Annotated in this window: 18 protein-coding genes; 8 read left to right on the forward strand and 10 right to left on the reverse strand. The window is 74.4% G+C overall.

Annotated elements, in window-relative coordinates:
• Positions 1 to 8: 8 nt before the first annotated feature.
• From rsgA to AB0B40_RS22305, 4 genes are all read right to left on the reverse strand, one after another.
• Positions 9 to 1,103: a ribosome small subunit-dependent GTPase A gene (gene rsgA / locus AB0B40_RS22290; protein ID WP_362265158.1), complete on the reverse strand. Its 1,095-nt coding sequence runs from the start codon at positions 1,101 to 1,103 to the stop codon at positions 9 to 11.
• 278 nt (positions 1,104 to 1,381) lie between these two features.
• Positions 1,382 to 2,848, reverse strand: coding sequence for a cellulose binding domain-containing protein (locus AB0B40_RS22295; protein WP_362265160.1), 1,467 nt, complete (start codon positions 2,846 to 2,848; stop codon positions 1,382 to 1,384).
• Positions 2,849 to 3,055: 207 nt separating this feature from the next.
• On the reverse strand, positions 3,056 to 4,375 hold the full coding sequence (locus AB0B40_RS22300) for a radical SAM protein (protein ID WP_362265161.1): 1,320 nt from the start codon (positions 4,373 to 4,375) through the stop codon (positions 3,056 to 3,058).
• A gap of 156 nt (positions 4,376 to 4,531) precedes the next feature.
• On the reverse strand, positions 4,532 to 5,539 hold the full coding sequence (locus tag AB0B40_RS22305) for a hydroxyacid dehydrogenase (RefSeq protein WP_362265163.1): 1,008 nt from the start codon (positions 5,537 to 5,539) through the stop codon (positions 4,532 to 4,534).
• 109 nt (positions 5,540 to 5,648) lie between these two features.
• On the opposite strand from AB0B40_RS22305, the gene AB0B40_RS22310 reads away from it, so the two are divergent.
• The 5 genes from AB0B40_RS22310 (at position 5,649) to AB0B40_RS22330 (ending at position 12,763) form a co-directional block, all read left to right on the forward strand.
• Positions 5,649 to 6,926 carry an FAD-binding protein gene (locus tag AB0B40_RS22310; RefSeq protein WP_345052467.1) on the forward strand — a complete coding sequence of 426 codons (1,278 nt, stop codon included), beginning with the start codon at positions 5,649 to 5,651 and terminating at the stop codon, positions 6,924 to 6,926.
• Between the two features lie 198 nt (positions 6,927 to 7,124).
• Positions 7,125 to 8,369 (forward strand): ROK family transcriptional regulator, encoded by a 1,245-nt coding sequence (locus AB0B40_RS22315; RefSeq protein ID WP_345052464.1) that lies wholly within the window; start codon positions 7,125 to 7,127, stop codon positions 8,367 to 8,369.
• 153 nt (positions 8,370 to 8,522) lie between these two features.
• On the forward strand, positions 8,523 to 11,393 hold the full coding sequence (locus AB0B40_RS22320) for a glycoside hydrolase family 2 TIM barrel-domain containing protein (RefSeq protein ID WP_362265165.1): 2,871 nt from the start codon (positions 8,523 to 8,525) through the stop codon (positions 11,391 to 11,393).
• A gap of 79 nt (positions 11,394 to 11,472) precedes the next feature.
• Complete coding sequence (locus tag AB0B40_RS22325; protein WP_362265167.1) at positions 11,473 to 12,054, forward strand: WHG domain-containing protein; 582 nt, start codon at positions 11,473 to 11,475, stop codon at positions 12,052 to 12,054.
• Entirely contained in the window at positions 12,047 to 12,763 is a 717-nt protein-coding gene (locus AB0B40_RS22330) for an alpha/beta hydrolase (protein WP_362265170.1), read from the forward strand. The genes AB0B40_RS22325 and AB0B40_RS22330 overlap by 8 nt, the downstream gene beginning before the upstream one ends.
• On the opposite strand, the gene AB0B40_RS22335 is transcribed toward AB0B40_RS22330, so the two are convergent.
• Both AB0B40_RS22335 and AB0B40_RS22340 read right to left on the reverse strand, forming a co-directional pair.
• Complete coding sequence (locus AB0B40_RS22335; protein ID WP_362265172.1) at positions 12,697 to 13,506, reverse strand: isocitrate lyase/phosphoenolpyruvate mutase family protein; 810 nt, start codon at positions 13,504 to 13,506, stop codon at positions 12,697 to 12,699. The genes AB0B40_RS22330 and AB0B40_RS22335 overlap by 67 nt on opposite strands.
• A 112-nt stretch (positions 13,507 to 13,618) precedes the next feature.
• Positions 13,619 to 15,361 (reverse strand): DUF2264 domain-containing protein, encoded by a 1,743-nt coding sequence (locus tag AB0B40_RS22340; protein WP_362265217.1) that lies wholly within the window; start codon positions 15,359 to 15,361, stop codon positions 13,619 to 13,621.
• A gap of 210 nt (positions 15,362 to 15,571) precedes the next feature.
• Here AB0B40_RS22340 and mmuM point away from each other — a divergent pair, with 210 nt between their 5' ends.
• Positions 15,572 to 16,492, forward strand: coding sequence for a homocysteine S-methyltransferase (gene mmuM, locus AB0B40_RS22345; RefSeq protein ID WP_362265174.1), 921 nt, complete (start codon positions 15,572 to 15,574; stop codon positions 16,490 to 16,492).
• Positions 16,493 to 16,877: 385 nt separating this feature from the next.
• Here the strand turns inward: mmuM and AB0B40_RS22350 are convergent, their stop codons facing one another.
• Entirely contained in the window at positions 16,878 to 18,446 is a 1,569-nt protein-coding gene (locus tag AB0B40_RS22350; RefSeq protein ID WP_362265176.1) for a carboxylesterase family protein, read from the reverse strand.
• Between the two features lie 336 nt (positions 18,447 to 18,782).
• Here AB0B40_RS22350 and AB0B40_RS22355 point away from each other — a divergent pair, with 336 nt between their 5' ends.
• Positions 18,783 to 18,986, forward strand: a complete 204-nt coding sequence (locus AB0B40_RS22355; RefSeq protein WP_345052448.1) for a hypothetical protein — start codon at positions 18,783 to 18,785, stop codon at positions 18,984 to 18,986.
• An 82-nt stretch (positions 18,987 to 19,068) separates the two neighbouring features.
• Here AB0B40_RS22355 and AB0B40_RS22360 read toward each other — a convergent pair whose 3' ends face one another.
• From AB0B40_RS22360 to AB0B40_RS22370, 3 genes are all read right to left on the reverse strand, one after another.
• Positions 19,069 to 19,344 (reverse strand): hypothetical protein, encoded by a 276-nt coding sequence (locus tag AB0B40_RS22360; RefSeq protein ID WP_345052445.1) that lies wholly within the window; start codon positions 19,342 to 19,344, stop codon positions 19,069 to 19,071.
• A complete protein-coding gene (locus AB0B40_RS22365; protein WP_362265178.1) occupies positions 19,341 to 20,204 on the reverse strand; it encodes an isocitrate lyase/PEP mutase family protein in 864 nt (287 codons plus the stop codon). The genes AB0B40_RS22360 and AB0B40_RS22365 overlap by 4 nt, the downstream gene beginning before the upstream one ends.
• A gap of 159 nt (positions 20,205 to 20,363) precedes the next feature.
• Positions 20,364 to 21,020, reverse strand: coding sequence for a ThuA domain-containing protein (locus AB0B40_RS22370; protein WP_345052440.1), 657 nt, complete (start codon positions 21,018 to 21,020; stop codon positions 20,364 to 20,366).
• A gap of 131 nt (positions 21,021 to 21,151) precedes the next feature.
• Here AB0B40_RS22370 and AB0B40_RS22375 point away from each other — a divergent pair, with 131 nt between their 5' ends.
• Positions 21,152 to 21,772 (forward strand): VOC family protein, encoded by a 621-nt coding sequence (locus tag AB0B40_RS22375; RefSeq protein WP_362265180.1) that lies wholly within the window; start codon positions 21,152 to 21,154, stop codon positions 21,770 to 21,772.
• Positions 21,773 to 21,896 lie beyond the last annotated feature (124 nt).

Raw genomic sequence — 21,896 nt, forward strand, 5'->3', positions numbered from 1 at the left:
GAGAGCCGTTACGGCCGGCGCCCCCGCTTCGCCTCCAGGGCGGCCCTGCCCTCCGCACCCTTCCGCTTCCAGTCCTTCTTGATCTCGGACCGGAGCCGGGCGTCGGCCTTGGCCACGATCCACTGGTTCTCCCGCAGGAGCTTGCGGTAGCTCTCCAGCCGCCGGGCCGGCAGCTCGCCGTCGTCGACGGCGGAGCGCACCGCGCAGCCCGGCTCCGCCCGGTGGGCGCAGTCGTGGAACCGGCACCGCTCGGCCAGTTCCTCGATCTCGGAGAACACCTGCCCGACCCCGCTCTCCGCGTCGAAGAGGCCGACGCCCCGCAGCCCGGGGGTGTCGATGAGCACCCCGCCGGAGGGCAGGGCGAGCAGGTTGCGCGTGGTCGTGGTGTGCCGGCCCTTGCCGTCGACGTCCCGGGCGGCCCGTACGTCCATGACGTCCGCGCCGACGAGGGTGTTGGCGAGGGTGGACTTGCCGGCGCCGGACTGGCCGAGCAGCACGCTCGTGCCGGAGCCGACGAGCGCCAGGAGCACGTCGAGTCCGTCGCCGTGCAGGGCGCTGACGGTGAGCACGGGCACGCCGGGCGCGCTGGTCTCCACGTCCTGCACGAGGTGGGCCAGGGTGACCGGGTCCGGCACGAGGTCGGCCTTGGTGAGGACGACGACGGGCTGGGCGCCGGACTCCCAGGCGAGGGCGAGGAAGCGTTCGACGCGGCCGAGGTCGAGTTCCGACGCGAGGGACACGGCGACGACGGCGTGGTCCACGTTGGCGGCGAGGATCTGCGCCTCGGAGCGCTTGGAGGAGGTGGAGCGGACGAACGCGGTGCGGCGCGGCAGGTACGCGCGTACGTACCGCGGGTCGCCGTCGGGGTCGACGGCCACCCAGTCCCCCGTGCACACGACCTTCATCGGGTCGCGGGGCACGACGAACTCGGTGTCGGCACGGACGGTCCCGCCCGCGGTGACGATGTCGCACTGGCCGCGGTCGACCCGGATCACCCGGCCGGGCAGCAGGCCGTCGGCCGCGTACGGGGCGAACGCGTCGGTCCAGGCCTCGTCCCAGCCGTAGGGAGCCAGCGCGGAGAACACAGCAGAGGTGGAAGTCAAGGGAGACCCTTCACAGGGGTGGCCCCGGGCGGGCGCGCACGGTGCGCGGTCGGTTCAGCCGGTGGCCACGGAGGTGGACTTGAGGAGTTCCTGGATGAGGGCAGCGCCCAGCACAGTGACAGCCATCGGTCGACACCTCCTCGTCCTCGCTCGCGCGTCCGCACACCACCTCGGCGTGCCCGCCAACTGTAGCCCGCGGGCATGACCGTGCGTCAAAGCATTTTCCGCGCACCCGTCCTGGCGTCCCGCCCGCTCCGGACGCACTCCTCTCCCGGGCCTCAGCCCGGGGCGCAGGCCGTGCCGTTGAGCGTGAACCCGTACGGCGTGCGGTTCCGGCCCTGCCAGGTGCCGAGGAAGCCGAAGGAGAGGGTGCCGTGCGCGGCGACCGTCCTGTTGTAGTCGGCGGCGGTGGCGGTGACGCGGGGGCCGCTCTGCCGGACCGTGGCGTCCCACATCTGGCCGGCCCGCTGGCCGTCGCGGAAGGTCCAGGCGACCTGCCAGCCGGTGAGGGCCAGGTCGGTGGTGACGGTGACGGTGGCCTGGAAGCCGCCCGGCCACTGGGCGGTGAGGTCGTAGGCGACCCGGCAGCCGGCCTGCGGTGTGGTGGCGGGGGCGCTGGTGGGCGTGGCCCGGTGGGTGGCGGAGGAGGTGCCCTGGGGTTCGGGGGCGGGGGCGTCCCGGCGGGGCGTTCGAGGCGGGCGGCTCGTGGCGGGCCGGGCGGAGGGTGAGCCGGTGGCGGTGGGGCGGGCCGTGGGCCGCGGGAGGTCGGGGCCGGTGACCGGCCGCCGGTCGGCCTGGGTGGCGGCCATGTCCTCGCCGGAGCCGCCGAAGGGCATCATCGACACGCCGAGTGCCAGCGCCGACAGCAGGACCGCGACGCCGGCCAGTCCGCCGCGCAGCGCCCGGCTGCGGCCGGTGCCCTCCTCGGGATCGGCCGTGGCGGGGCCGGGGAGGCCCGCGCCGAAGCGGACCTCGGCGGCGCGGCGGCGCCGCTCCGGATAGGCGAGGCCGCCCCAGCCGATCACGCCGCCGGCCAGTGCGGCCGGCAGTCCGCCGCCGTGCAGGCGCAGGCAGGCGGCGGCCTCGGCGCACTGCGCGCAGGTGGCCAGGTGCCGGGAGAGGTCGCCGGGGGTCTCGGCGGCGGGTGAGCGGGTGACCGCGTCCAGCAGACGGGCGTAGCTGCGGCACTCCGCGTCCATCGGGGAGTCGAGGTGGGCGCGGTGGCAGCGGTTCCGGAACAGCGTGCGGACCTGGTCGAGTTCGTCGGCGACGGTGGCCTGGTCGAGGCCGAACCGGCGGGCCACGGTGGACAGCGGGAGTGCCTCCACCTCGGCCAGCCACAGCAGCGCCGCGTCGGCCTCCCGCATGTCCCTCAGGCCGCGCAGCGCGAGCGGGCGCCGCGTCGGCGGTCCCGCGAACCTGGCGGCGCCGTCGGAGTTGAGCCACAGCCTCAGGTCGGGGTCGAGCCGGTGCCCCTGGCCGCGGGCCTCCCAGCCGGCGGCGGTGTCGCGTACGGCGGTGAGCAGGGCCGGGATCGCCGGCAGCCGTGCGGCGCGCGGGGTCCCCCCTCGGGTGGGCGCGGCGGCCCGGATCCCGCGCATGCCGAGTGTGAACGCCTCCGTGGCCAGCTGATGGGCGGCCAGGGAGCCCGAGGTGCACAGGTCCGCGTACGAGAGCACCGCGTCCCAGCACTCCGAGAACAGCTCGGCCTCGGTGGCGTCCTGGGGGGTCGGCAGGTCGGGCATGGCACTCCTGCATCCACGAGCGAGGTCAACTCACCACAGGCATAAGGGGAGTTACGAGGAACCTCGCGGCAGAGCACAGAGCCTTTCACGTTCTTGACACAACTGACAAGCGCCCTGTTCACATCCGGTTACCGACGGTGGCGACCCGGGCGTGCGTCGCGCCGGGACGCGCTTCGGCGCACGGCCGGGCCGGACCCCGGGGGCGGATCACACCCCCGCCGACGCCTCCGCGGGGAGGCTGTCCATGAACGAGCTGACGGAGAACACCGCCCGGCCGGGTCCGGGCGGGCCGTAGCCGGGCGGGGAGGACAGGCCGAAGTCCTCCATCGTCTGCCGGTAGGCCTGGAGCAGCCGGATGTGGTACTCCAGCGGCGCGCCGTGCGGATTGGCCTTGCCGAGCGGGGTGGTGGGCTCCGGGCACCAGGTGGTGAAGCGGGGCGTGATGCCGTGCGACATGAAGAAGCGCAGGCCCTCGGTGGTGGAGGCGATGGCCTCGTCGACGGTGGTGAAGCCGAACGGCTCGGCCATCTCCACACCGGCCACGAAGTTCGGGATCACGTTGCGCGCGCCGAACACCTCGGCGGAGTCCAGGATCCGGCGGTGCCACTCGTCCCGGCCGACGTACCGCTCCTTGCCGGGGCAGTACAGCTCGAACAGCCGGCGGTCCCACACCTCGAAGTTGGGGTGGTAGATCTGCACGCCGTAGTCCTTGAACCGCTGCACGTCCGCCCTGGGCAGCGCCTGCGCCACGACCTTGCCGATCCAGCGGCCCGGGAAACGCTCCTCGATGGCCTTGGCGTAGTGCCCGTAGAAGTCGGCCTCGTCCCGCCCCGCCACCGTCTTGGTGATGGCGCCGCCGGTGAGGGTGTAGGCGGTGGACGACTTCTGGGTGTCGTACCGGTCGATGATCTCCAGGGCCTCGAGGACCTCCTCGACGTCCTTCACGCCGGTGTAGGGCCGCCCGGCCGCCTTGTGCTGGCGCCAGTTGTGGTTGATGTCGCAGTACTGGCACTCCTCCTTGGCGCCGAAGTACTGGCAGACCCGGAAGACGGTCAGATAGATCAGGTAGCCCCACTGGATGGTGGGGGCGACCTCCATCACGGACTTCCCGTTGGAGAGGGTGTGCCGGTAGTACTCCGGCATGGGCGGCACACCGACGTCGGCGATGCGCTTGCCGTCGAGGTACAGCCCGAGCAGGCCCTCCTCGTCGGCGGCGACGCGGTAGGGCGAGGCGGGGTTCACCCGTACGGAGACGACCGTACGCCTCAGGTCGTACGGTCCGCCGGTCAGGATGATCTCCTCCGGGGGCCGGCGCAGCGCGGCCTCGCCCAGCTCGGGCAGGGTGCCGTGGTCGAAGGAGAAGATGAAGTACGACTTCGGCTTGACCTCGCCGCTCTCGTTGTCGCTGAGGGCGGAGGGGTCGAAGGCGACGCCGCCCCGGAGCAGGTCCTCTTTGAAGACGGCCTCCCGCGGCACATGCGGAAACCGCTCCATCAGATCCTCGACCAGCGCGGTTCGACTGCCCATCCGTCTGTCTCCTCCCGGCTCAGGCGTACGCCTCTCACCGTATGCCCCCCGTACCGGACGAACCGTGCCGGGTCCCCGCGGACCCCCCTGCTGCCTTCAGACGGCCCGGCGGCCCCGGCCCCTCGGTTCGGCGGACAGCGCTTGCGAGAAGGGAACTCAGGCCGTCCGTTCCAGCGCGTCGTGGTCGACCGTGTGCAGCAGGGCGCCCCCGGACGACAGCCGTTCGGCCTCCTCCACCACCACGCGGCCGAGGCGGGCCACCTCGTTGCCCAGCGAGCCGGCCAGATGCGGGGTGACGAAGGCGTTCGGCAGGTCGTACAGCGGGGAGTCGGCGGGCAGCGGCTCCGGGTCGGTCACGTCCAGCACGGCGCTCATGCGCCCGGTGCGCAGTTCCGCGACCAGCGCCTCGTGGTCGACCAGGGCGCCGCGCGCGGTGTTGATCAGCACCGATCCGGCGGGCATCAGGGCGAGTTCGCGGGCCCCGACGAGGTGGTGGGTCTCGTCCGTCTGCGGGGCGTGCAGGCTGACGATGCCGCAGGTGCGCAGCAGTTCGTCCAGCGGCAGCAGCGGTACGCCGAGCCGGGCGGCCTCCGGGGGGTCCACGTAGGGGTCGGCGAGCGTGACCGCGAGGTCGTGGGGGCGGAGCAGTTCGATCAGGCGGCGGCCGATGCGGGAGGCGCCGACGATGCCGACGCGGCGGCCGTAGTTGCCGGTACCGGGGAGGATGCCGTCGTAGGGGAAGGCGCGCCGGTCGCGCAGCCGGTCGCGCAGGGCGAAGACGTCCTTGCCGGCCAGCAGGATCATGGCCAGCGTGTACTCGGCGACGGGCAGGGCGTTCGCGGCGGCGGCCGAGGAGACGGCGATGCCCCGCCGCCACACCTCGGGCGTGGTGAACCCCTTGACCGAGCCGGCCGCGTGCAGCACGGCGCGCAGTGCCGGGGCCGCGTCCAGGGCGGCCGGGTCCAGGCGGGGACAGCCCCAGCCGGTGATGAGGATCTCGGTGCGGGCCAGGGCTTCCCGGATCCCGGGCTCGGAGAAGTCCTGTGCCACCACGGTGGAGTCGATCTCCACACACGCGCGCAGCCGGGCCAGCAGCTCCGGCGGGAAGGCGAGCGGCACGTTCTGCGGGGTCATGGCGAACAACGCCCGGGGACGCTCGGTCAAGGAAGTGCCCCTCCGGCTCGGTGACGCGCGTACGGCAACCGCTCTCCACCGTAGATCGCGCCGGATGAGAGGGTCAACGCACACGCAACCCTCCGGGAAGGACGCACGGATGACCGAGGCCGCGGGCGAGGAGTCCAGGGACAGCGCGGGCGCGTTCACCAACTGGGCGGGGACCGTCACGTACACGGCGCGGGAGTTCCGCCGTCCGCGCACGCCGGAGGAACTGGCGGCGCTGGTGGCGGGCAGCGCGCGGGTACGGGTGCTGGGCAGCGGGCACTCCTTCAACCGGATCGCCGACCCCGGTCCGGACGGCGTCCTGCTGTCCACCGCCGGTCTGCCGCGGCCGATCGAGGTCGACACGGCGGCGCGCACGGTCCGGGTGGGGGGCGGCGTCCGGTACGCCGAGCTGGCCCGCGCCGTCCACGCGCACGGCCTCGCCCTGCCCAACATGGCGTCCCTGCCGCACATTTCGGTGGCCGGTTCGGTGGCGACCGGCACGCACGGCTCGGGGGTCGGCAACGGTTCGCTGGCGTCGTCGGTGCGGGAGGTGGAGCTGATCACCGCGGACGGTACGGCGGTGACGGTCGGCCGGGACGACGCGCGGTTCGCCGGTGCCGTGACCTCGCTCGGCGCGCTGGGAGTGGTCACCGCGCTCACGCTCGACCTGGAGCCGGCGTACGAGGTGGAGCAGCGGGTGTACACCGCGCTGCCGCTGCGTGGACTGGACTTCGACGCCGTCGCGGCCTCCGGGTACAGCGTGAGCCTGTTCACCGACTGGCGGGAGCCGGCCTTCGGGCAGGTCTGGGTGAAGCGGCGCACGGACCGGCCGGCGGTGGACTTCCCGTGGGCGCCGCCGGCGGACCGGCAGCTGCACCCGGTGCCGGGCATGCCCGCGCGGAACTGCACCGGGCAGCTGGGCGTGCCGGGGCCGTGGCACGAGCGGCTGCCGCACTTCCGGGCGCGGTTCACACCGAGCAGCGGCGAGGAGATCCAGTCGGAGTATCTGCTGCCCCGGGCGGCGGCCCTCGACGCGCTGGCCGCGGTCGACGGCGTGCGGGAGACGGTCGCCGGTGTGCTGCAGGTCTGCGAGGTGCGCACGGTCGCCGCCGACGCGCAGTGGCTCAGCCCGGCCCACGGGCGGGATTCGGTCGCGCTGCACTTCACGTGGGTGCGGGACGAGGAGGCGGTGCTGCCGGTGGTGCGGCGGCTGGAGGAGGTGCTCACGCCGTTCGGCCCGCGTCCGCACTGGGGGAAGGTGTACGGCGTCCCGTCGGCGGTACTGCGTGGCCGGTATCCGCGGTTCGCCGACTTCCGGGCCCTGGTGCGCTCCCTGGACCCCACGGGCACGTTCTCCAACGCCTTCGTGCGTGACCTGCTCGACGGCTGAGGGGCCACGGGGCGGCCGGAGGCTGAAGGGCCGTGGGCGGTGGGACCTGGGCCGTGGGCCGTGGACAGCGGCGGACTTTCTCCAGCCCTTTTCACAACCCCTTGCCGGAAGTCCCGCCCAGCCCCTAGCCTGGCGCCCGCGCCGGTGGCGATGCCGCCCCGGCCCGGCCCGGACCGCAGGCCTGTAGGGGGCAGCCGCGTGAAGCGCACATCACGTGACATCCGCACCGCGAACCGCTACGAGGTGCTGCGGCAGATCATCGCCGAGTCTCCCACCTCCCGTCAGGAGCTGGCGGCGGCCACCGGACTGAGCCTGGCCACGGTGGCCACGCTCGTCGGCGAACTGCTGGACCTGCGCATGATCACCGAGGTCGGGTTCGAGGACTCGGCCGGAGGCCGCCCCCGGGGGCTGGTCGCCGTCAACGCGTCGGGAGGCGCGCTGGTCGGGGTGGACATCGCGGAGACGTACATCCATGTCGAGCTGTTCGACCTGGCGCTGAACGTACTGGCCCGGGCCGAGCAGGACGTGCGGCCCGGGGAGAGCCGGCCCGAGCAGGTGGTCGCGCATGTCGCCGCGGGGGTCGGCTCGGTGATCGCCCGGGCCGGTGTCGAGGCGGCCCGGGTGCTCGGCGTCGGGGTGAGCGTGCCGGGCCAGGTGGACCGGGACACCGGTGTCGCCGCGTACGCGCCCAACTGGGACTGGCACGACGTACCGCTGCTCGACCTGCTCGCCGAACACATCGGCCATCCCCTGTACCTGGACAACCCGCTGCGCGCCTGCACGGTGGCGGAGCTGTGGTTCGGGGCGGCGCGGGGCCGCGGGGACGCCGTGGTCGTCAACCTCGGCACCGGGGTCGGCGCCGGTCTGGCGCTCGGCGGCGGCCTGCACCGGGGGGCGAGCAACAGCGCCGGAGAGTGGGGGCACACCACGCTCGTGCTGGACGGCCGGCTGTGCCACTGCGGCAACCACGGCTGCGTGGAGACGTACGTCGGGGCACCCGGCATCATGCAGAACCTGCGCGAGCTCAGCCCGCGGTCCGCCCTGCTGCATTCCGGGGACCAGACCGCCACTGTCGACGCGCTGGCCCGGGCGGTCGCCGAGGACGATCCGGTGGCCCTCAAGGTCGTGCAGGAAACGGCCCGTTACCTCGGCGCCGGCATTGCCGACCTGATCAACCTGCTCAACCCGGAAGTGGTCGTGCTCAGCAGCTGGGTCGCCGCCCGGCTGGGCGAGCCGCTGCTCGGGGAGGTCCGGCGGGCGGTCGCCCGGCACGCGCTGCGGCGGCCGCTGACCGCCACCGAGATCGTCCTCTCCCCGATCCCCACCGACCCGGTGTCCCTGGGCGCGGCCACGTTCGCCCTGGAAGGGGCCCTGCGGTCCGCCGGACAGCGCACGGCGAGACGCACCACCACCGCAAGGAGCCGTGCCGCACAGCCTTCATGACGACGGAAGGGATGCACGTGACCGGTCCGCGCACCGGAAGACCGCTCCTGCTGACCGCCTCGGCCGCACCCGCCGTCACGGGAGCCCCGCCCGGCTCCCCGCCCGGACGGCGGACCGACCCCTCCCCTTCGCGCACGCCGAACTAGGAGACCCATGTCGCTCCGGACCACCACCGAGTACATCGAGGACGTCTCTCCGGGCTCCGGGGCGCTGCCGCCCCGCGCCTGGTACGCCTCCTCCGACGCCGAGTCCTTCTCCCTCAACGGCGACTGGCGCTTCCGGCTGTCGGACACGGCCGACGCGGAGGACGACTCCTTCGCGGCGCCGGGGTACGACGCCGGCGACTGGGCGGAGGTCCCGGTCCCCGGCCACTGGGTGCTCCAGGGTCACGGCTCCCCCGTCTACACCAATCACCTCTATCCCTTCCCGGTGGACCCGCCCCGCGTGCCGACCGAGAACCCGACCGGTGACCACCTGCGCGTGTTCGACCTGCCCGGGGACTGGCCCGCGGACGGTGACGCCGTACTCCGTTTCGACGGCGTGGAGTCCTGTGCCCGCGTCTGGCTGAACGGCACGGAGCTCGGCGAGTTCAAGGGCTCCCGGCTGCCGCACGAATTCGCGGTCGGACAGCTGCTCAGGCCGGCCGGCAACGTCCTGGCCGTCCGGGTGCACCAGTGGTCGGCGGGTTCGTACCTGGAGGACCAGGACCAGTGGTGGCTGCCCGGCATCTTCCGGGACGTCACCGTGCTGCACCGGCCGGCGGGCAGCGTCCTCGACTTCTTCGTGCACGCCTCGTACGACCACACCACCGGTGAGGGCACACTGCGCGTCGACTCCGACGTGGACGGCCGGGTGAGCGTCCCGGACCTCGGCATCGACATCGCGACCGGTGAGCCGGTGACGGTGCCGGTCGAGCCGTGGTCGGCGGAGACGCCGAGGCTGTACGACGGCGTGCTGGCGACCCGGGGCGAACGTGTGCCGCTGCGCGTCGGCTTCCGCACGGTGGCGCTGTCGGACGGTCTGATCAAGGTGAACGGCCGCCCGGTGCTCTTCAAGGGCGTCAACCGGCACGAGTGGCACCCCGAGCGGGGCCGGGCGCTCGACCTCGCGACCATGCGCGAGGACGTGCTGCTGATGAAGCGGCACAACATCAACGCCGTTCGCACCTCCCACTATCCGCCGCACCCGGCCTTCCTCGGTCTGTGCGACGAGCTGGGCCTGTGGGTGATCGACGAGTGCGACCTGGAGACGCACGGCTTCACCGAGCAGGGCTGGCGGGACAACCCCGTCGACGACGACCGCTGGACGCCGGCCCTGCTCGACCGCGCGGCCCGCATGGTCGAACGGGACAAGAACCACCCGTCGGTCGTGATCTGGTCCCTCGGCAACGAGGCCGGCACCGGCCGGGGCCTGACGGCGATGGCCGAGTGGATCCACGGCCGCGACCCCTCGCGGCCGGTGCACTACGAGGGTGACCCGGACTGCCGTGACACGGACGTGTACTCGCGCATGTACGCGGGCCACGCCGAGGTCGAGCGGATCGGCCGCGGCCTGGACGGCGGGCCGCACAGGCGCCGCCGACTCCCCCTCGTCCTGTGCGAGTACGGGCACGCCATGGGCAACGGACCTGGCGGACTGGCCGACTACCAGAAGCTCTTCGACACCCACGACCGGCTCCAGGGCGGCTTCGTCTGGGAGTGGATCGACCACGGCATCGCCCATCCCGGGCTGGGCTACGCCTACGGCGGCGACTTCGGCGAGGAACTGCACGACGGCAACTTCGTCTGCGACGGCCTGCTCTTCCCGGACCGCCGGCCCTCCCCCGGCCTGACCGAGTACAAGAAGGTGATCGAACCGGTCGGGATCACGGGCGACGGCACGGACGGCACGGTCCGCGTCACCAACAAGCACGACTTCGCCGACCTGTCGGCGCTGGCCTTCTCCTGGTCGTACGAGGTCGAGGGCGAGGCGGTGGACTCCGGCACGCTGCCCGTGCCCGCGCTGGCACCCGGCGCGTCCGCCGACGTCAAGCTGCCCGCACCGCCGCCCGCTGCACCGGCCGGCGAGGCCCACTGGACGGTCCGTGCGGTGCTCGCGGCCGGCACCCCGTGGGCGCCGAAGGGCCACCTGGTCGCCTGGGGCCAGCTCCCCGCGGCGGAGCGTCGCACGCCGTACACGGCGGCGACCGCCCGGCCGGTGTCCGGCGACGGGGTGATCAGGCTCGGCCCCGGCGTCTTCGACGCCCGCACGGGAGCCCTGCGGGCCATCGGTGACATCGCCGTCCGTGATCTGCGGCTGGACGTGTGGCGGGCCACCACCGACAACGACGACGGCGCCCCCTGGCAGCCCGACCTCCGCTACGGCCTCCTCTGGCGCAGGCTGGGCCTGCACCGGATGCGGCACCGGCTGGACGCGGTGGAGGCGGGCGAGGACGCGCTGACGGTCCGTACGAGGGTGGCGCCGGCCGCCCGGGACACGGGGCTGTCGACGGTGTACCGCTGGACGTCGGACGGCGACCGGCTGCGGTTGACCGTCGGCACGGTCCCGGAGGGCGACTGGACGGTCCCCCTGCCCCGGCTCGGCATCCGCTTCGGGCTGTCGGCGGTCGACCGCGTGGAGTGGTACGGCGGCGGTCCCGGCGAGGCGTACCCCGACACCAGGACGGCGGCCGTGGTCGGCCGTTGGCGGTCGACCGTGGAGGACCTGCAGACGCCGTACGTCCGCCCGCAGGAGAACGGCGCCCGTATCGACGTCCGCTGGGCGCTGCTGGGCGGCCTGCGCGTCGAGGGCGACCCCGCGTTCCTCCTCACCGCCCGCCGCTGGACCACCGAGCAGCTGGACGCGGCGACCCACCGCAGCGACCTGGTGCCCGGCGAGACGGTCTGGGTCAACCTCGACCACGGCCAGCACGGCATCGGCTCCCAGTCCTGCGGTCCGGGCCCGCTCCCCCGGTACCACCTGCCGGCCGAGCCCGCCGAGTTCTCGTTCGTCTTCTCGGCTGCCGCCGCCCCGACGGCCGGCTGATCCGCGGGGCCCTGACGCCCGGCACCACGTCTTCCTAGATGCACTAGGATTCGTCCTAGACATCCAAGGAGGTGGGCGTGTGGCCCGGGCGGGACTCAGCGTGGAACGGCTGGTGGCAGCCGCCGCCGAGATGGCGGACGAGGTCGGCTTCGACAACGTCAGCGTCTCCGCGCTGGCCCGCCGCTTCGGGGTCAGGGACGCGAGCCTGTACTCACATGTCCGCAATCTCCAGGACCTGCGCACCCGGCTGGCGTTGCACGCGGGCGGCGAGCTGATCGACCGGATCGCGGCGGCCGTGGCCGGGCGGGCCGGCAAGGAGGCGCTGACGGCGTTCGCCGGCGCCTACCGGGAGTACGCCCTGGAGCACCCGGGCCGGTACGCGGCCACCCAGATCCGCGTCGACCAGGCCCTGGTCGCGGACTCACCCGCGCTGCGCCGCACGGCGGAGATCACGTACGGCATGCTGCGCGCGTACGGCCTGGCGGAACCGGACCTCACGGACGCGGTGCGCCTGCTGCGCAGCACGTTCCACGGGTACTGCGTGCTGGAGAGCGCGGGCGGCTTCGGCGCGGACCGGGACGTACGGACCTCCTGGGACAAGGCGGTCGACGCCCTGCACATCACCCTCGAACACTGGCCCCGGGAGCGCGGCGATGACTGAGACACCGCACCACGACGTCACGGGCCGCGGTCCCGTGCTGCTGCTCGTGCCGGGCGGATCCGGGCACCCGATGGGCCTCGGACCGCTGACCGAGCGGCTGGCGACCCGCTTCACCGTGGTGACGTACGACCCGCTGGGCCTCGCGCACGGCCGGCTGGGCGGGCCGGTCGCCGAGCAGCGGGTGGCGGACTGGAGCGAGGGCGCGCGGCGGGTGCTGGACGCGGTGCTGCCGGAGGGCGAGTCGGCGTACGTGTTCGGCACCAGCTCCGGTGGCATCGCCGCGCTGGACCTGCTGGCCCGGCACCCCGGGCGGCTGGCGCACGTGGTCGCGCACGAGCCGCCGTGCGTCACGGTCCTGCCGGACGGGGCGGCGCGGCGCACGGAGCTGATCGCACAGCTGGACGGGCCCGGACGCCCGCCCGCCGAGGGCGGGTCGGCGACCCCGTTCGGCGTCTTCCTGGCCCGCGTCCTGCGCCCGTTCACCGCGTACGCGCCCACCGGCGCCCCGCCCGCGGGCCGGCTCACGATCGGCTTCGGCGGCGACTCGCGCGGCCAGCTCCTGCACCGCACGGCCGAGCTGCTCGCCGAGCGGCTGGCCAGTGCCTGCGTCGCGTTCCCGGGCGGGCATCTCGGCACGCTGGATCACCCGGTGGAGTTCGCCGACCGGCTCGCCGAGACGCTGTGTTCGAGGGCCCGGACGTCGGCGTAGGACGGGGTCGTACCGCCCGGGACGCGTCCGGCCGCGATGTCGGCCACCGCGTCCAGGGCCGCGCCGAGCGCCCGCCGGTACAGCAGCGAGCCCAGGCTGACGCGGCGCACACCGAGGTCGGCGAGGCGGGCGAGCGAGGGTCCGGCGGGCGAGTACAGCACGTTGAGGGGGACACCGGTGTGCCGGACGAGGGCCGCGACGCGTTCCGGGTCGTTCACGCCGGGCACGAAGACCCCGTCGGCACCCGCCTCCTGGTAGGCGTCGAGCCGGCGCAGGGTGTCCTTCTCGTCGCCGTCGCCGGCCCAGTAGGTGTCGGTGCGGGCGTTGACGAACAGGCCGGGTACGGCCGCCTTCACGGCCGCGATCTTCGCCGCGTGCCGGGCGGCCGGCCCCAGGCCGTCCTCCAGGTTGACGCCGACGGCGCCGGCGGCCCACAACTCGCGGGCCAGGGCGGCGACTTCCTCCGGGTCGTCGCTGAAGCCGTCCTCGGCGTCGACCGAGAGGAGGAAGGGCCCGGAGCCGAGGGTCAGGGCGAGACGGACGGTGTGCTCGCGGGTGGCGGCCTCCCCGTCGGGCAGGCCGACGGCCGCCGCCACCGCCAGGCTCGTCGTGGCGATCGCCGGGAAGCCCCGGGCGGCGAGGGCGGCGGCCGAGGCGTGGTCCCAGGCGTTGGGCAGCAGCAGCGGCTCTCCAGGGCGGTGGTGGAGGCCGGCGAAGGAGGCGGGGGCGGACTCTGCGGTCATACCGGCCACGCTAGCCCCGGCTCGGTTCGGCGCCCGCCGAACCGTGCGCGGCGGTCCGCGCCCGCGAGGCCCGGGCCGCCCGTCACCCCCTCCTCCGTCACCCCCTCCTCCGTCAGCCGCTCACCGGGGCGGGCGCCACCGACCACGACGGGCCCGCGGACCGGCCGGCCGACGCCGTGAAGCGGAAGACCTTCTCCGGGCCCGCCGCCCAGCTCACCCGCACCTCGTAGCCCGCCTGGGCGCCTCCGGTCTCCCGCACCGTGACGGTCACCAGTTCCGTCAGGGGCACGGGGTCCCGCTCCCCGGTGAGCCGGGCGAGCGCCACGAAGAGCGTGGACCCCCCCTCCCCGGTCGTCCCGGTCAGCCGCGCCGACAGACCGGCGGCCGGGGCGAGGTCGGCCCGTACGCCGTCCCCGGCCGGCCAGCCCGTCACCCGCACCGGGGTCCCGGCCGCCGCGCCCGCCACCAGATGGGCCCGCACCTCGACGGCGCCCCGGACGGCCACCAGGCTGGTGACGGTGATCCCGGCGCGTACGGTGTGCCGGGAGGCGATCCAGCCCTCGCCCGTGCCGAGCGGCTCGATCTCCGTACGGCCCGGCTCACCCCCGACGACCACACTGTTGTCGTACGACGGCAGGGGCGCTGTGGCGGTCGAGTAGGCGAGCCGGGTGTAGTAGGGGTCGTACCGGACGTCCTCGCTGCCGTGGTTGTGCAGCCGGACCACGCCGTCCGAACGGGTGGACTGCAGCAGCCAGTTGGGAGCGGGCAGCGGGTGTGCCGCATCGGTACGGTCGGCCGGCGCCGGTTCCTCCGGTGCCGTCCACACCTCGTGCCCGGGCGGCAGCAGCAGACCGAGGAAGCCCTTGCTCGCCCAGTACGGCGAGGCGGGGCCCGAGTAGTTCTGCACGAGCGAGGTGTCGGGGCCCAGCCAGCCGAGCGGCAGCAGGCCCCGCTCGTCGACCGCGCCGCCGTCGAGGAAGTACCGCAGGGCTCCGGAGGCCAGGCGCCGCGTCTCACCCGCGGCCAGGGGGGTGTGCCCGGTCAGCGCGCCGAGCCAGAGCGGGGCCGTCGTCGCGAACCGGTAGGTCAGGGAGCGGCCCTGGCGCAGCGGGGCGCCGTCGCCGCCGAAGAGCCGGGCGTGGTCGGCGAGGTGGCGCGACAGCCGTCGGCCGTACACGGCGAGCAGCTCGCCGTCGTCCGCCAGCCAGGCGTGGAGGACGGTGTACAGATGCATGGCCCAGCCGTTGTAGTAGTCGAACTTGCGGCCGTCGCCGTCGGTGTACCAGCCGTCTCCGACGTACCAGCCCTCGACACGCTCCAGCCCGCGGTCGATCGCCTTGCGGGCGGTCTCCTCGCGGTGGCCGATCTCCGCGAGGAACCCGCCGACGGTGACCGGGAACAGCTCCCAGTTGCACGGCCAGGGTTCGGCGGTGAGCGCGTCCGCCAGCCAGGACGCGGTCCGCTGGCGCACCGCGTCGTCCAGGCGGTCCCACAGCAACGGCCGGGTCAGGCGCAGGGCGAGCGCCACCGAGGCGGCCTCGACCAGCGGCTGGCCGCGGTCGGTGATCCGCGGCCAGACACCGCCGGGACCGGCCGCGAGGCCCTCGGCGTACCGGCCGAGCACGGTCTCGTCGCGGCGGAACGCGGCCAGCAGCAGGGTGCGGGCGTACCCTTCCAAGCCGTCGGAGAGACGGCCGGAGTGGCTCACCCGGTCGCCGGGCAGGTGGTACAGGGCACGGTCGGGGGTGGCGTACGGCTCGACGGCGGCGAGCAGGGCGTCGGCCGCGGCCTCCCAGTGGGCTCGGGTGTAGCCGGTGTACGGGCTCGACGCGCGGTCGTCGGCGGGCAGTCGGATCACGGCGGTGGCCGTCCTTCCTCACGGGACCCTGGACGCCCCTGTTCCGGTGGGGGCGCCCCGGGAGTTCATCCCACCCGCACCGTGCCCTCGGGGACCAGAGGCGGGCGGGCGGTTCATCGCGGACCGCTCGACCCGGGCGCGCCCGGGCGGGCCCCTTTTGCGGATCCTCCTGAGCCGGACGCCGTCCGCTTCGACTAGCGTCGTCGCATGACCAGCGACACCTCTCCCCGCCTCGCCGACGCCCTCGCCGCCGGGACGGTGGTGCTCGACGGCGGCATGTCCAACCAGCTGGAGTCGGCCGGGCACGAACTGAGCGACGAGCTGTGGTCGGCGCGGCTGCTCGCCGAGCGGCCGGAGGCGGTCACCGAGGCCCATCGCGCCTATTTCCTCGCGGGCGCGAGCGTGGCGATCACCGCCAGCTACCAGGCCACCTTCGAGGGCTTCGGCAAGCGCGGCATCGGCCGCGCGGAAGCCGCGCGACTGCTCGCCCGCAGCGTGGAGCTGGCCCGCTCGGCGGCCCGGCAGGCGGCTGACCGGGGCGTCGAACGCCCGCTGTGGGTGGCGGCCTCGGTCGGGCCGTACGGGGCGATGCTCGCGGACGGCTCCGAGTACCGGGGCAGGTACGGGCTGAGCGTGGCCGAACTGGAGCGGTTCCACCGGCCCCGGATCGAGGCGCTGGCCGCCGCCGCTCCGGACGTGCTGGCACTGGAGACCGTCCCCGACACGGACGAGGCCGTCGCGCTGCTGCGGGCGGTGCGTGGCCTGGGCGTGCCGGCCTGGCTGTCGTACACGGTCGACGGGCGGCGGACGCGGGCCGGACAGCCCCTGGAGGAGGCGTTCGCCCTCGCCGCCGACGTGGACGAGGTGATAGCCGTCGGCGTGAACTGCTGCGCGCCCGGGGACGTCGAGCCCGCCGTGGAGATCGCGGCGCGGGTCACCGGCCGGCCGGTCGTCGCCTACCCCAACAGCGGCGAGGGCTGGGACGCACAGGCACGTGCCTGGCGGGGTCGTACGACGTTCAGCGCCGCGCAGATCACCGCCTGGCGGCGGGCGGGGGCACGGCTGATCGGGGGATGCTGCCGGGTGGGCCCGGAGGGAATCACGGCGATAGCGGAGCTGGCGGACTAGCGCCGGGCGACAGCGGACCCGGCCGACCGGCGCCGGGACGCCGTGGGCCCCGGCTCCCGCCGCGGCGGTCGCGGCTGCCCCAGGCCCGAGGGAATCACCGCGACAGCGGGGGCGGGCCGACCGGCGCCGGGGCGCCGTAGGCCCCCGGCCCCCGGCCTCCGCTGGGACGGTCGCGGCTGCCATGTGGCGTGGGCGTCCTCGCGCGCCCGTGCCGTTGGCTCAGCGGCGCAGGGCTCCCACCGAGCGGCGCAGCCGGTCGCGGCCTGCTCCGGGCCGGAGGGGGTCGCCGCGGCAGCAGGGGTGGCCGACCGCCGCCGGGCACTGTGGGCCCCGCTGGGGCGGTTGCGGCTGGCGTGGGGCGTCAGCGTGAGCCCGTGCCGTTGGCTCAGCGGCGCAGGGCTCCCACCGAGCGGCGCAGCCGGCGCATCGCGGCGGCGACCTCGGCACCGGGGGCGCGGGGTACGGCGGTGCGCGGGGCTTGCGGGAGGGTGGACGCGGCCGACCACAGGGCCATTTCCGCGTCCCGTGGGCCGTATGCGGTATCCGGCTCACCGTCGTCGAAGATCCGGACCGGGTGGCGGGCGTTCCACGCCGGCCAGCCGGGGTCCCCGTGCGTCACGAACCGCACCCAGGCGGCGTGCATCGCCTCGCCCAGCTCCCGCGGGGCGCCCTCACCGGCCAGCTTCCTCGACTCGGGCGTGTCCCCGGTGCCGAAGACGAACCCCAGTTCCAGGGCGTGGCAGGCGCCGAGGCCGGGCAGGCGGGACGGCCACGCGAACTCGTACAGGTAGGAGCTGCCGGGGCGGGCGTCGGCGAGCCGGTGCAGGGGCGCCCGCAGCAGGTGGTCGGTGACCATCTGGCCGACGATCTCGGCGGTCCCGGCGCCGGGGTGCAGGGCACGGTACCCGCGCGGGACGTCGTGGCTCGCGCGGCAGCGGGCCATGGCCCCGGCCAGGGCGACGGCGCCGAGCCGGTCAATGCGCTCCAGCAGCCCGCCGGGCACCAGCCACAACCGGTACTCGTCCCGGGTCCAGCCCATGAGCAGTTCGACGTCCCGGGCGGCGGTGCCTTCGGTCAGTGCCTTCAGCGGGTCGCAGGGCACGAGGTCGCCGTCGACGACGATGCCGAACGCGGGTCCGCCCAGCACCGGGCTGCTGAGGCGGCCGGCCTCGGCCTGGACGCGCAGCAGCAGGTCACGGTCGACCCCGGCGAACGCCTCGGCGGTGGCGGGGATCCTCAGCCGGGTCGCCATCCGGCGCACCATCCGCCGTACCTTGTCACGGTCGCAGACCTCGGGCGCGCCGCTCTGCAGCACCGCCCGCCGGACCAGGCCCTGCGTGTGGGGCGCGGCGAGCAGGACGCCGGTGCTGATGGCGCCGGCCGACTGGCCGCACAGCGTGATCCGGCCGGGGTCGCCGCCGAAGGCCGTGATGTTCTCGTGCACCCAGCGCAGCGCGGCGAGCTGGTCGCGCAGGCCGGGGTTGGGGGGCGCGTCCGGGAACAGCCCGTAGCCCTCGACCCCGAGCCGGTAGCCGACGGAGACGCAGACGACCCCGTCGCGGGCGAAAGCGCCGCCGTCGTACACCGGCACCGCCGAGGATCCCCTGGTCAGGGCGCCGCCGTGCAGCCATACGAGCACCGGCAGCCGGGCGCCCGGCCCCGGCTCGGGGGTCCATACGTTGAGGTTGAGACAGTCGTCGCCGGGGACGACCGGGTCGGACAGGTACGGGGCGAACGCCTCGGAGTACGGCGGTTTCGGCGCCGTCGGCCCGAAGGCGCCGGCGTCCCGCACCCCGTCCCAGGGCTCGGGCGGCCGGGGCGGCCGGAACCGCAGGGCGCCGAACGGCGGGGCGGCGTACGGGATGCCCCGGAAGACCGCGGTCCCCCGCTCGAAGCGGCCGCGTACGGCTCCGTGCGTCGTGCTCACCACAGGGCCCGTCCGGTCTGCCGTCATCGCCCACCAGCCCTTCGCCACACGCCCGCGGTGTTCATTTCAGAGCACCACATCACCGGAAGGTATTCCGGTGCACAGGCCCCGGCTGTGGGCCGTTCGGTGGACACCGGGGCGCCGATCCCGGTCGGGAAGCCGCGGCCGGGTACGTCGGCCCCGCTTCGGCACCGCCGGGGCGCCGGGCCGGTGGACCGAGCCGTCGGCACGGCCGGTACGACGCGCGGGCGCGGACCCGGCGCCCCCGTCCGGCCCCGTCCCGCCCGCGGCCAACTGCGTGAGGCGGACGGCACGTTCGGGCGGTGGGCGGTGACCACGCGTGCGCAAGATCGTTCGCCGGGCATGAAGCACACCACCCGTACCGCCGCGGCCCTCGCAGCGGCCACAGTCGCCCTGGTCACCGCCTACGGCACGGCGCACGCCGCCTGCCACACCCTCGCTCCCGGACAGCAGCGCGCCACCGTGGCCTCGCCCGCCGACGAGCACGACCCGAAGGAGGACGTCGAGGTCGCCGAGAACGGCCTCCCCGACCTCGACGAGGACTGACCGCGGGAGGCCGTCGGCACGGTGACGGCCGGGCACCACCCGCACGGGGTGCCCGGCCGTCGTCGTCGTGCCCGGTCGTCCCTCAGTCCTCCTCGTCCCGGTGGGCGGCGGACACGAGGGCCTGCACCACGTCCACGGCACTGCCGTCGTGGTCACTGCCGGCGGTGCCGCTGCCGGTCTGCGCGTTGGCCGCGCGGTCGACCTCGAGGAACGAGTCGGTCTCCGAATTGTCCGTGCCCGTACGCGAGTTGTCGATCACGGTGACCAGACCCCCGGAGGCGACCGCGGGGGCGGCGGCGGCGAGGAGCGCGGCGACGACCGCCGTGGCGACGCCCAGCCGGGGTACGGCACCGCTCACACGCCCACACCCTCGGGGGTGAGCCGGTCACGGGCGATGTTGCGCTCCAGCAGGCTGGTGGCCGCCTTGACGCCGATCCCGCTCGCGGGATCCACCTCCGGCAGCCGGCCGTCGGCCGCCTTCAGGCCGGTGAGCGCGGTGTCCATGGCCTCGTGCGCGGCGAACAGACAGGGGGTGCTGTAGATGGCGACGTCCACGCCGAGATCGGACAGTTCACCGAGGGACAGGCGGGGCGACTTGCCGCCGGCGATCTGGTTGAAGAGCAGTGGCTTGTCGCCGACGACCTCCCGGATCCGCTTGATCCACTCGACGCTGCGCACTCCGTCGACCAGCACCACGTCGGCGTCGGTGGCGGCGAGCATCTCGGCGCGGTGCAGGATGTCGTGCTCGTCGGTGGCGTCCGTACGGGCGACGACGACCAGGTCGTTACGGGTCTCCAGGACCTGGTGCAGCTTCTCCAGGTACTCCTCCAGCGGCAGCACCTGCTTGCCGTCGGCGTGGCCGCAGCGGCGGGGCCGCTTCTGGTCCTCCAGGATCACCCCCGAGGCGCCGATGCGCTCCAGTCCCTCGACGACGTGACAGGCGACCTCGGGGTCGACGTATCCGTCGTCGATGTCGACCAGCAGATGGTGGTGCGGGAAGGCGCCCCGCAGTCGCTGGACGAAGGCCACCATGTCCGGCCAGGCGATGAATCCGATGTCCGGCAGCCCGTAGTACGAGGCCGCGAAACCGAAGCCCGATACGAACATCCCGTCGTAGTGGTTGGCCGCGATCGACGCCGAGTACATGTCGTACACGCCGATCAGCGGTGTGGTCCCGGGCCCGGCGATGCGCTCGCGCAGCTTCTTACCGTAAGTCAAGGTCCGGCTCCTCCTGTGGGTGGGTGACGCGGGACGGGGAGGGCCCGTCGCGTCTCGACGCCCTTTGCCAAGACAAGAGCATCTCTAGATACTCACGTGACCTTCCTCCTACGCCAGCTTTACTCACCCCAATGGGGGAACCGGTTCACCGCAGAAACGTCACTTGCCCAGCCGGGACGCCCAGATGAGCCCCCCGTCCAGGTGAGCCAGGAAGGCCGGGTCGCGGTAGGCGGCGGACGCGTGACCGAGTGCGGTGTAGAACACGCGTGCGCCTCCCGGCCCGTGCTCGCGGCACCACGCCAGCGGATGGTCCGCGCCCATCCCGCCGCCGTCGTAGGACGTCTCGTCGGCGCGCAGCAGCACCCGGGTCCGGCCGCCCGGGGCGTGGTCGAAGTCGTACCACTCGTCGGTGAACTCCCACACGGCCGGCAGGTGCCGGGTGGCGGGATGGCCGGGGTCCGCGACGATGGCCCGGCCCGGTTGACAGGCCGGGTGCCGGGTGAAACGGGCGCCGAGGAGTTCGCCGTAGTACGGCCACCCGTACTCGGTGCAGGCCGCCGCGTGCACCCCGGCGAAGCCCCCGCCCGATGCGACGTACCGCTCCAGCCGCTCGCGTCCGGCCGGGGTCAGCACGTCTCCGCTGGTGGAGAGGAAGACCACGGCCGCGAACCCGTCCAGCGGCCGTTCCAGGTCGGCCGGATCCTCGGTGTGCTCGACCGCGAACCGGCCGAGCGCCCCGACGGCGGCGACGGCGTCCGGGATGGAGTCGTGGCGGTAGTCGGCGGTGCGGGTGTAGAGGAGGATGCGGGAGGGCATGCCCCGGCACTCTAGGCGGACGGCCCGGTCGATGGTGGACTGCCCGCTCACCCTCCTGCCAGGCTCGGCCGGGCGCGTCGTGCGGTGCGGGCGTTCCGCGGGAGGGTCCCGATCGCGTAACCTCACGCGCGATGAACGTCATTCCGCCACTGCTGGATCATCTCGTCCTCGCCACACCCGACTTGGGGGCGACGGTCGCCGAGTTCACGCGGCGGACCGGGGTCACGCCGGTGCCGGGCGGGACGCACCCCGGGCTGGGCACGCGGAACCATCTGGTGGGGCTCGGCGGCCGGAGCTATCTGGAGATCGTCGGACCCGATCCGGAGCAGCCCGAGCCCGCCGGGCCGCGGCCGTTCGGCGTCGACCGGCTGACCGGCCCCGCCGTACCGACCTGGGCGATCAGCCCGCCCGACCTGGACGCGGCGATCGCGGCGGCACGGGCGTGGGGCCATGACCCGGGCCCGGTACGGCCGATGAGCCGCCGTACTCCGGACGGCACCCTGCTGCGATGGCGGCTGACCGACGCCGCTTCCGGTCTGGTGCCGTTCCTCATCGACTGGGGCGACTCACGGCACCCGGCCGCCTCGGACCTGCCGGTCACCCCCCTGCTGTCGGTCTCCGCCTCGACACCGGACCCGGAGCAGGTGCACGGCCCGCTGACGGCCCTCGGCACCTCACTGGCCCTCGCCCCGGGGCCGACCGCGCTCTCCTTCACCTTGGACACCCCGAAGGGGCAGGTCCACTTCGGCTGAGCGCGGGCGCGTGGAGCCGCCCGCGGCAGGGCTCGGTGCCTGCCTGGTCCCTACGTTCTCCACCCACAGGCCCAAGCCTCAGGGTGGAGACGGGTAGCCGCCGGCCGAGCACAGCCGTCCTCCG

The organism is Streptomyces sp. NPDC042638, from assembly GCF_040647235.1.
GTDB lineage: Bacteria > Actinomycetota > Actinomycetes > Streptomycetales > Streptomycetaceae > Streptomyces > Streptomyces rameus.

Bases quoted from the DNA above. Each gene is read 5' to 3' on its own strand.
- AB0B40_RS22330 (WP_362265170.1), top strand. From the start codon at position 12,047: ATGACTGAGACACCGCACCACGACGTCACGGGCCGCGGTCCCGTGCTG.
- AB0B40_RS22335 (WP_362265172.1), bottom strand. From the start codon at position 13,506: ATGACCGCAGAGTCCGCCCCCGCCTCCTTCGCCGGCCTCCACCACCGC.
- AB0B40_RS22320 (WP_362265165.1), top strand. From the start codon at position 8,523: ATGTCGCTCCGGACCACCACCGAGTACATCGAGGACGTCTCTCCGGGC.
- AB0B40_RS22300 (WP_362265161.1), bottom strand. From the start codon at position 4,375: ATGGGCAGTCGAACCGCGCTGGTCGAGGATCTGATGGAGCGGTTTCCG.
- AB0B40_RS22375 (WP_362265180.1), top strand. From the start codon at position 21,152: ATGAACGTCATTCCGCCACTGCTGGATCATCTCGTCCTCGCCACACCC.
- AB0B40_RS22370 (WP_345052440.1), bottom strand. From the start codon at position 21,020: ATGCCCTCCCGCATCCTCCTCTACACCCGCACCGCCGACTACCGCCAC.
- mmuM (WP_362265174.1), top strand. From the start codon at position 15,572: ATGACCAGCGACACCTCTCCCCGCCTCGCCGACGCCCTCGCCGCCGGG.
- AB0B40_RS22310 (WP_345052467.1), top strand. From the start codon at position 5,649: ATGACCGAGGCCGCGGGCGAGGAGTCCAGGGACAGCGCGGGCGCGTTC.
- AB0B40_RS22350 (WP_362265176.1), bottom strand. From the start codon at position 18,446: ATGACGGCAGACCGGACGGGCCCTGTGGTGAGCACGACGCACGGAGCC.
- AB0B40_RS22355 (WP_345052448.1), top strand. From the start codon at position 18,783: ATGAAGCACACCACCCGTACCGCCGCGGCCCTCGCAGCGGCCACAGTC.
- AB0B40_RS22295 (WP_362265160.1), bottom strand. From the start codon at position 2,848: ATGCCCGACCTGCCGACCCCCCAGGACGCCACCGAGGCCGAGCTGTTC.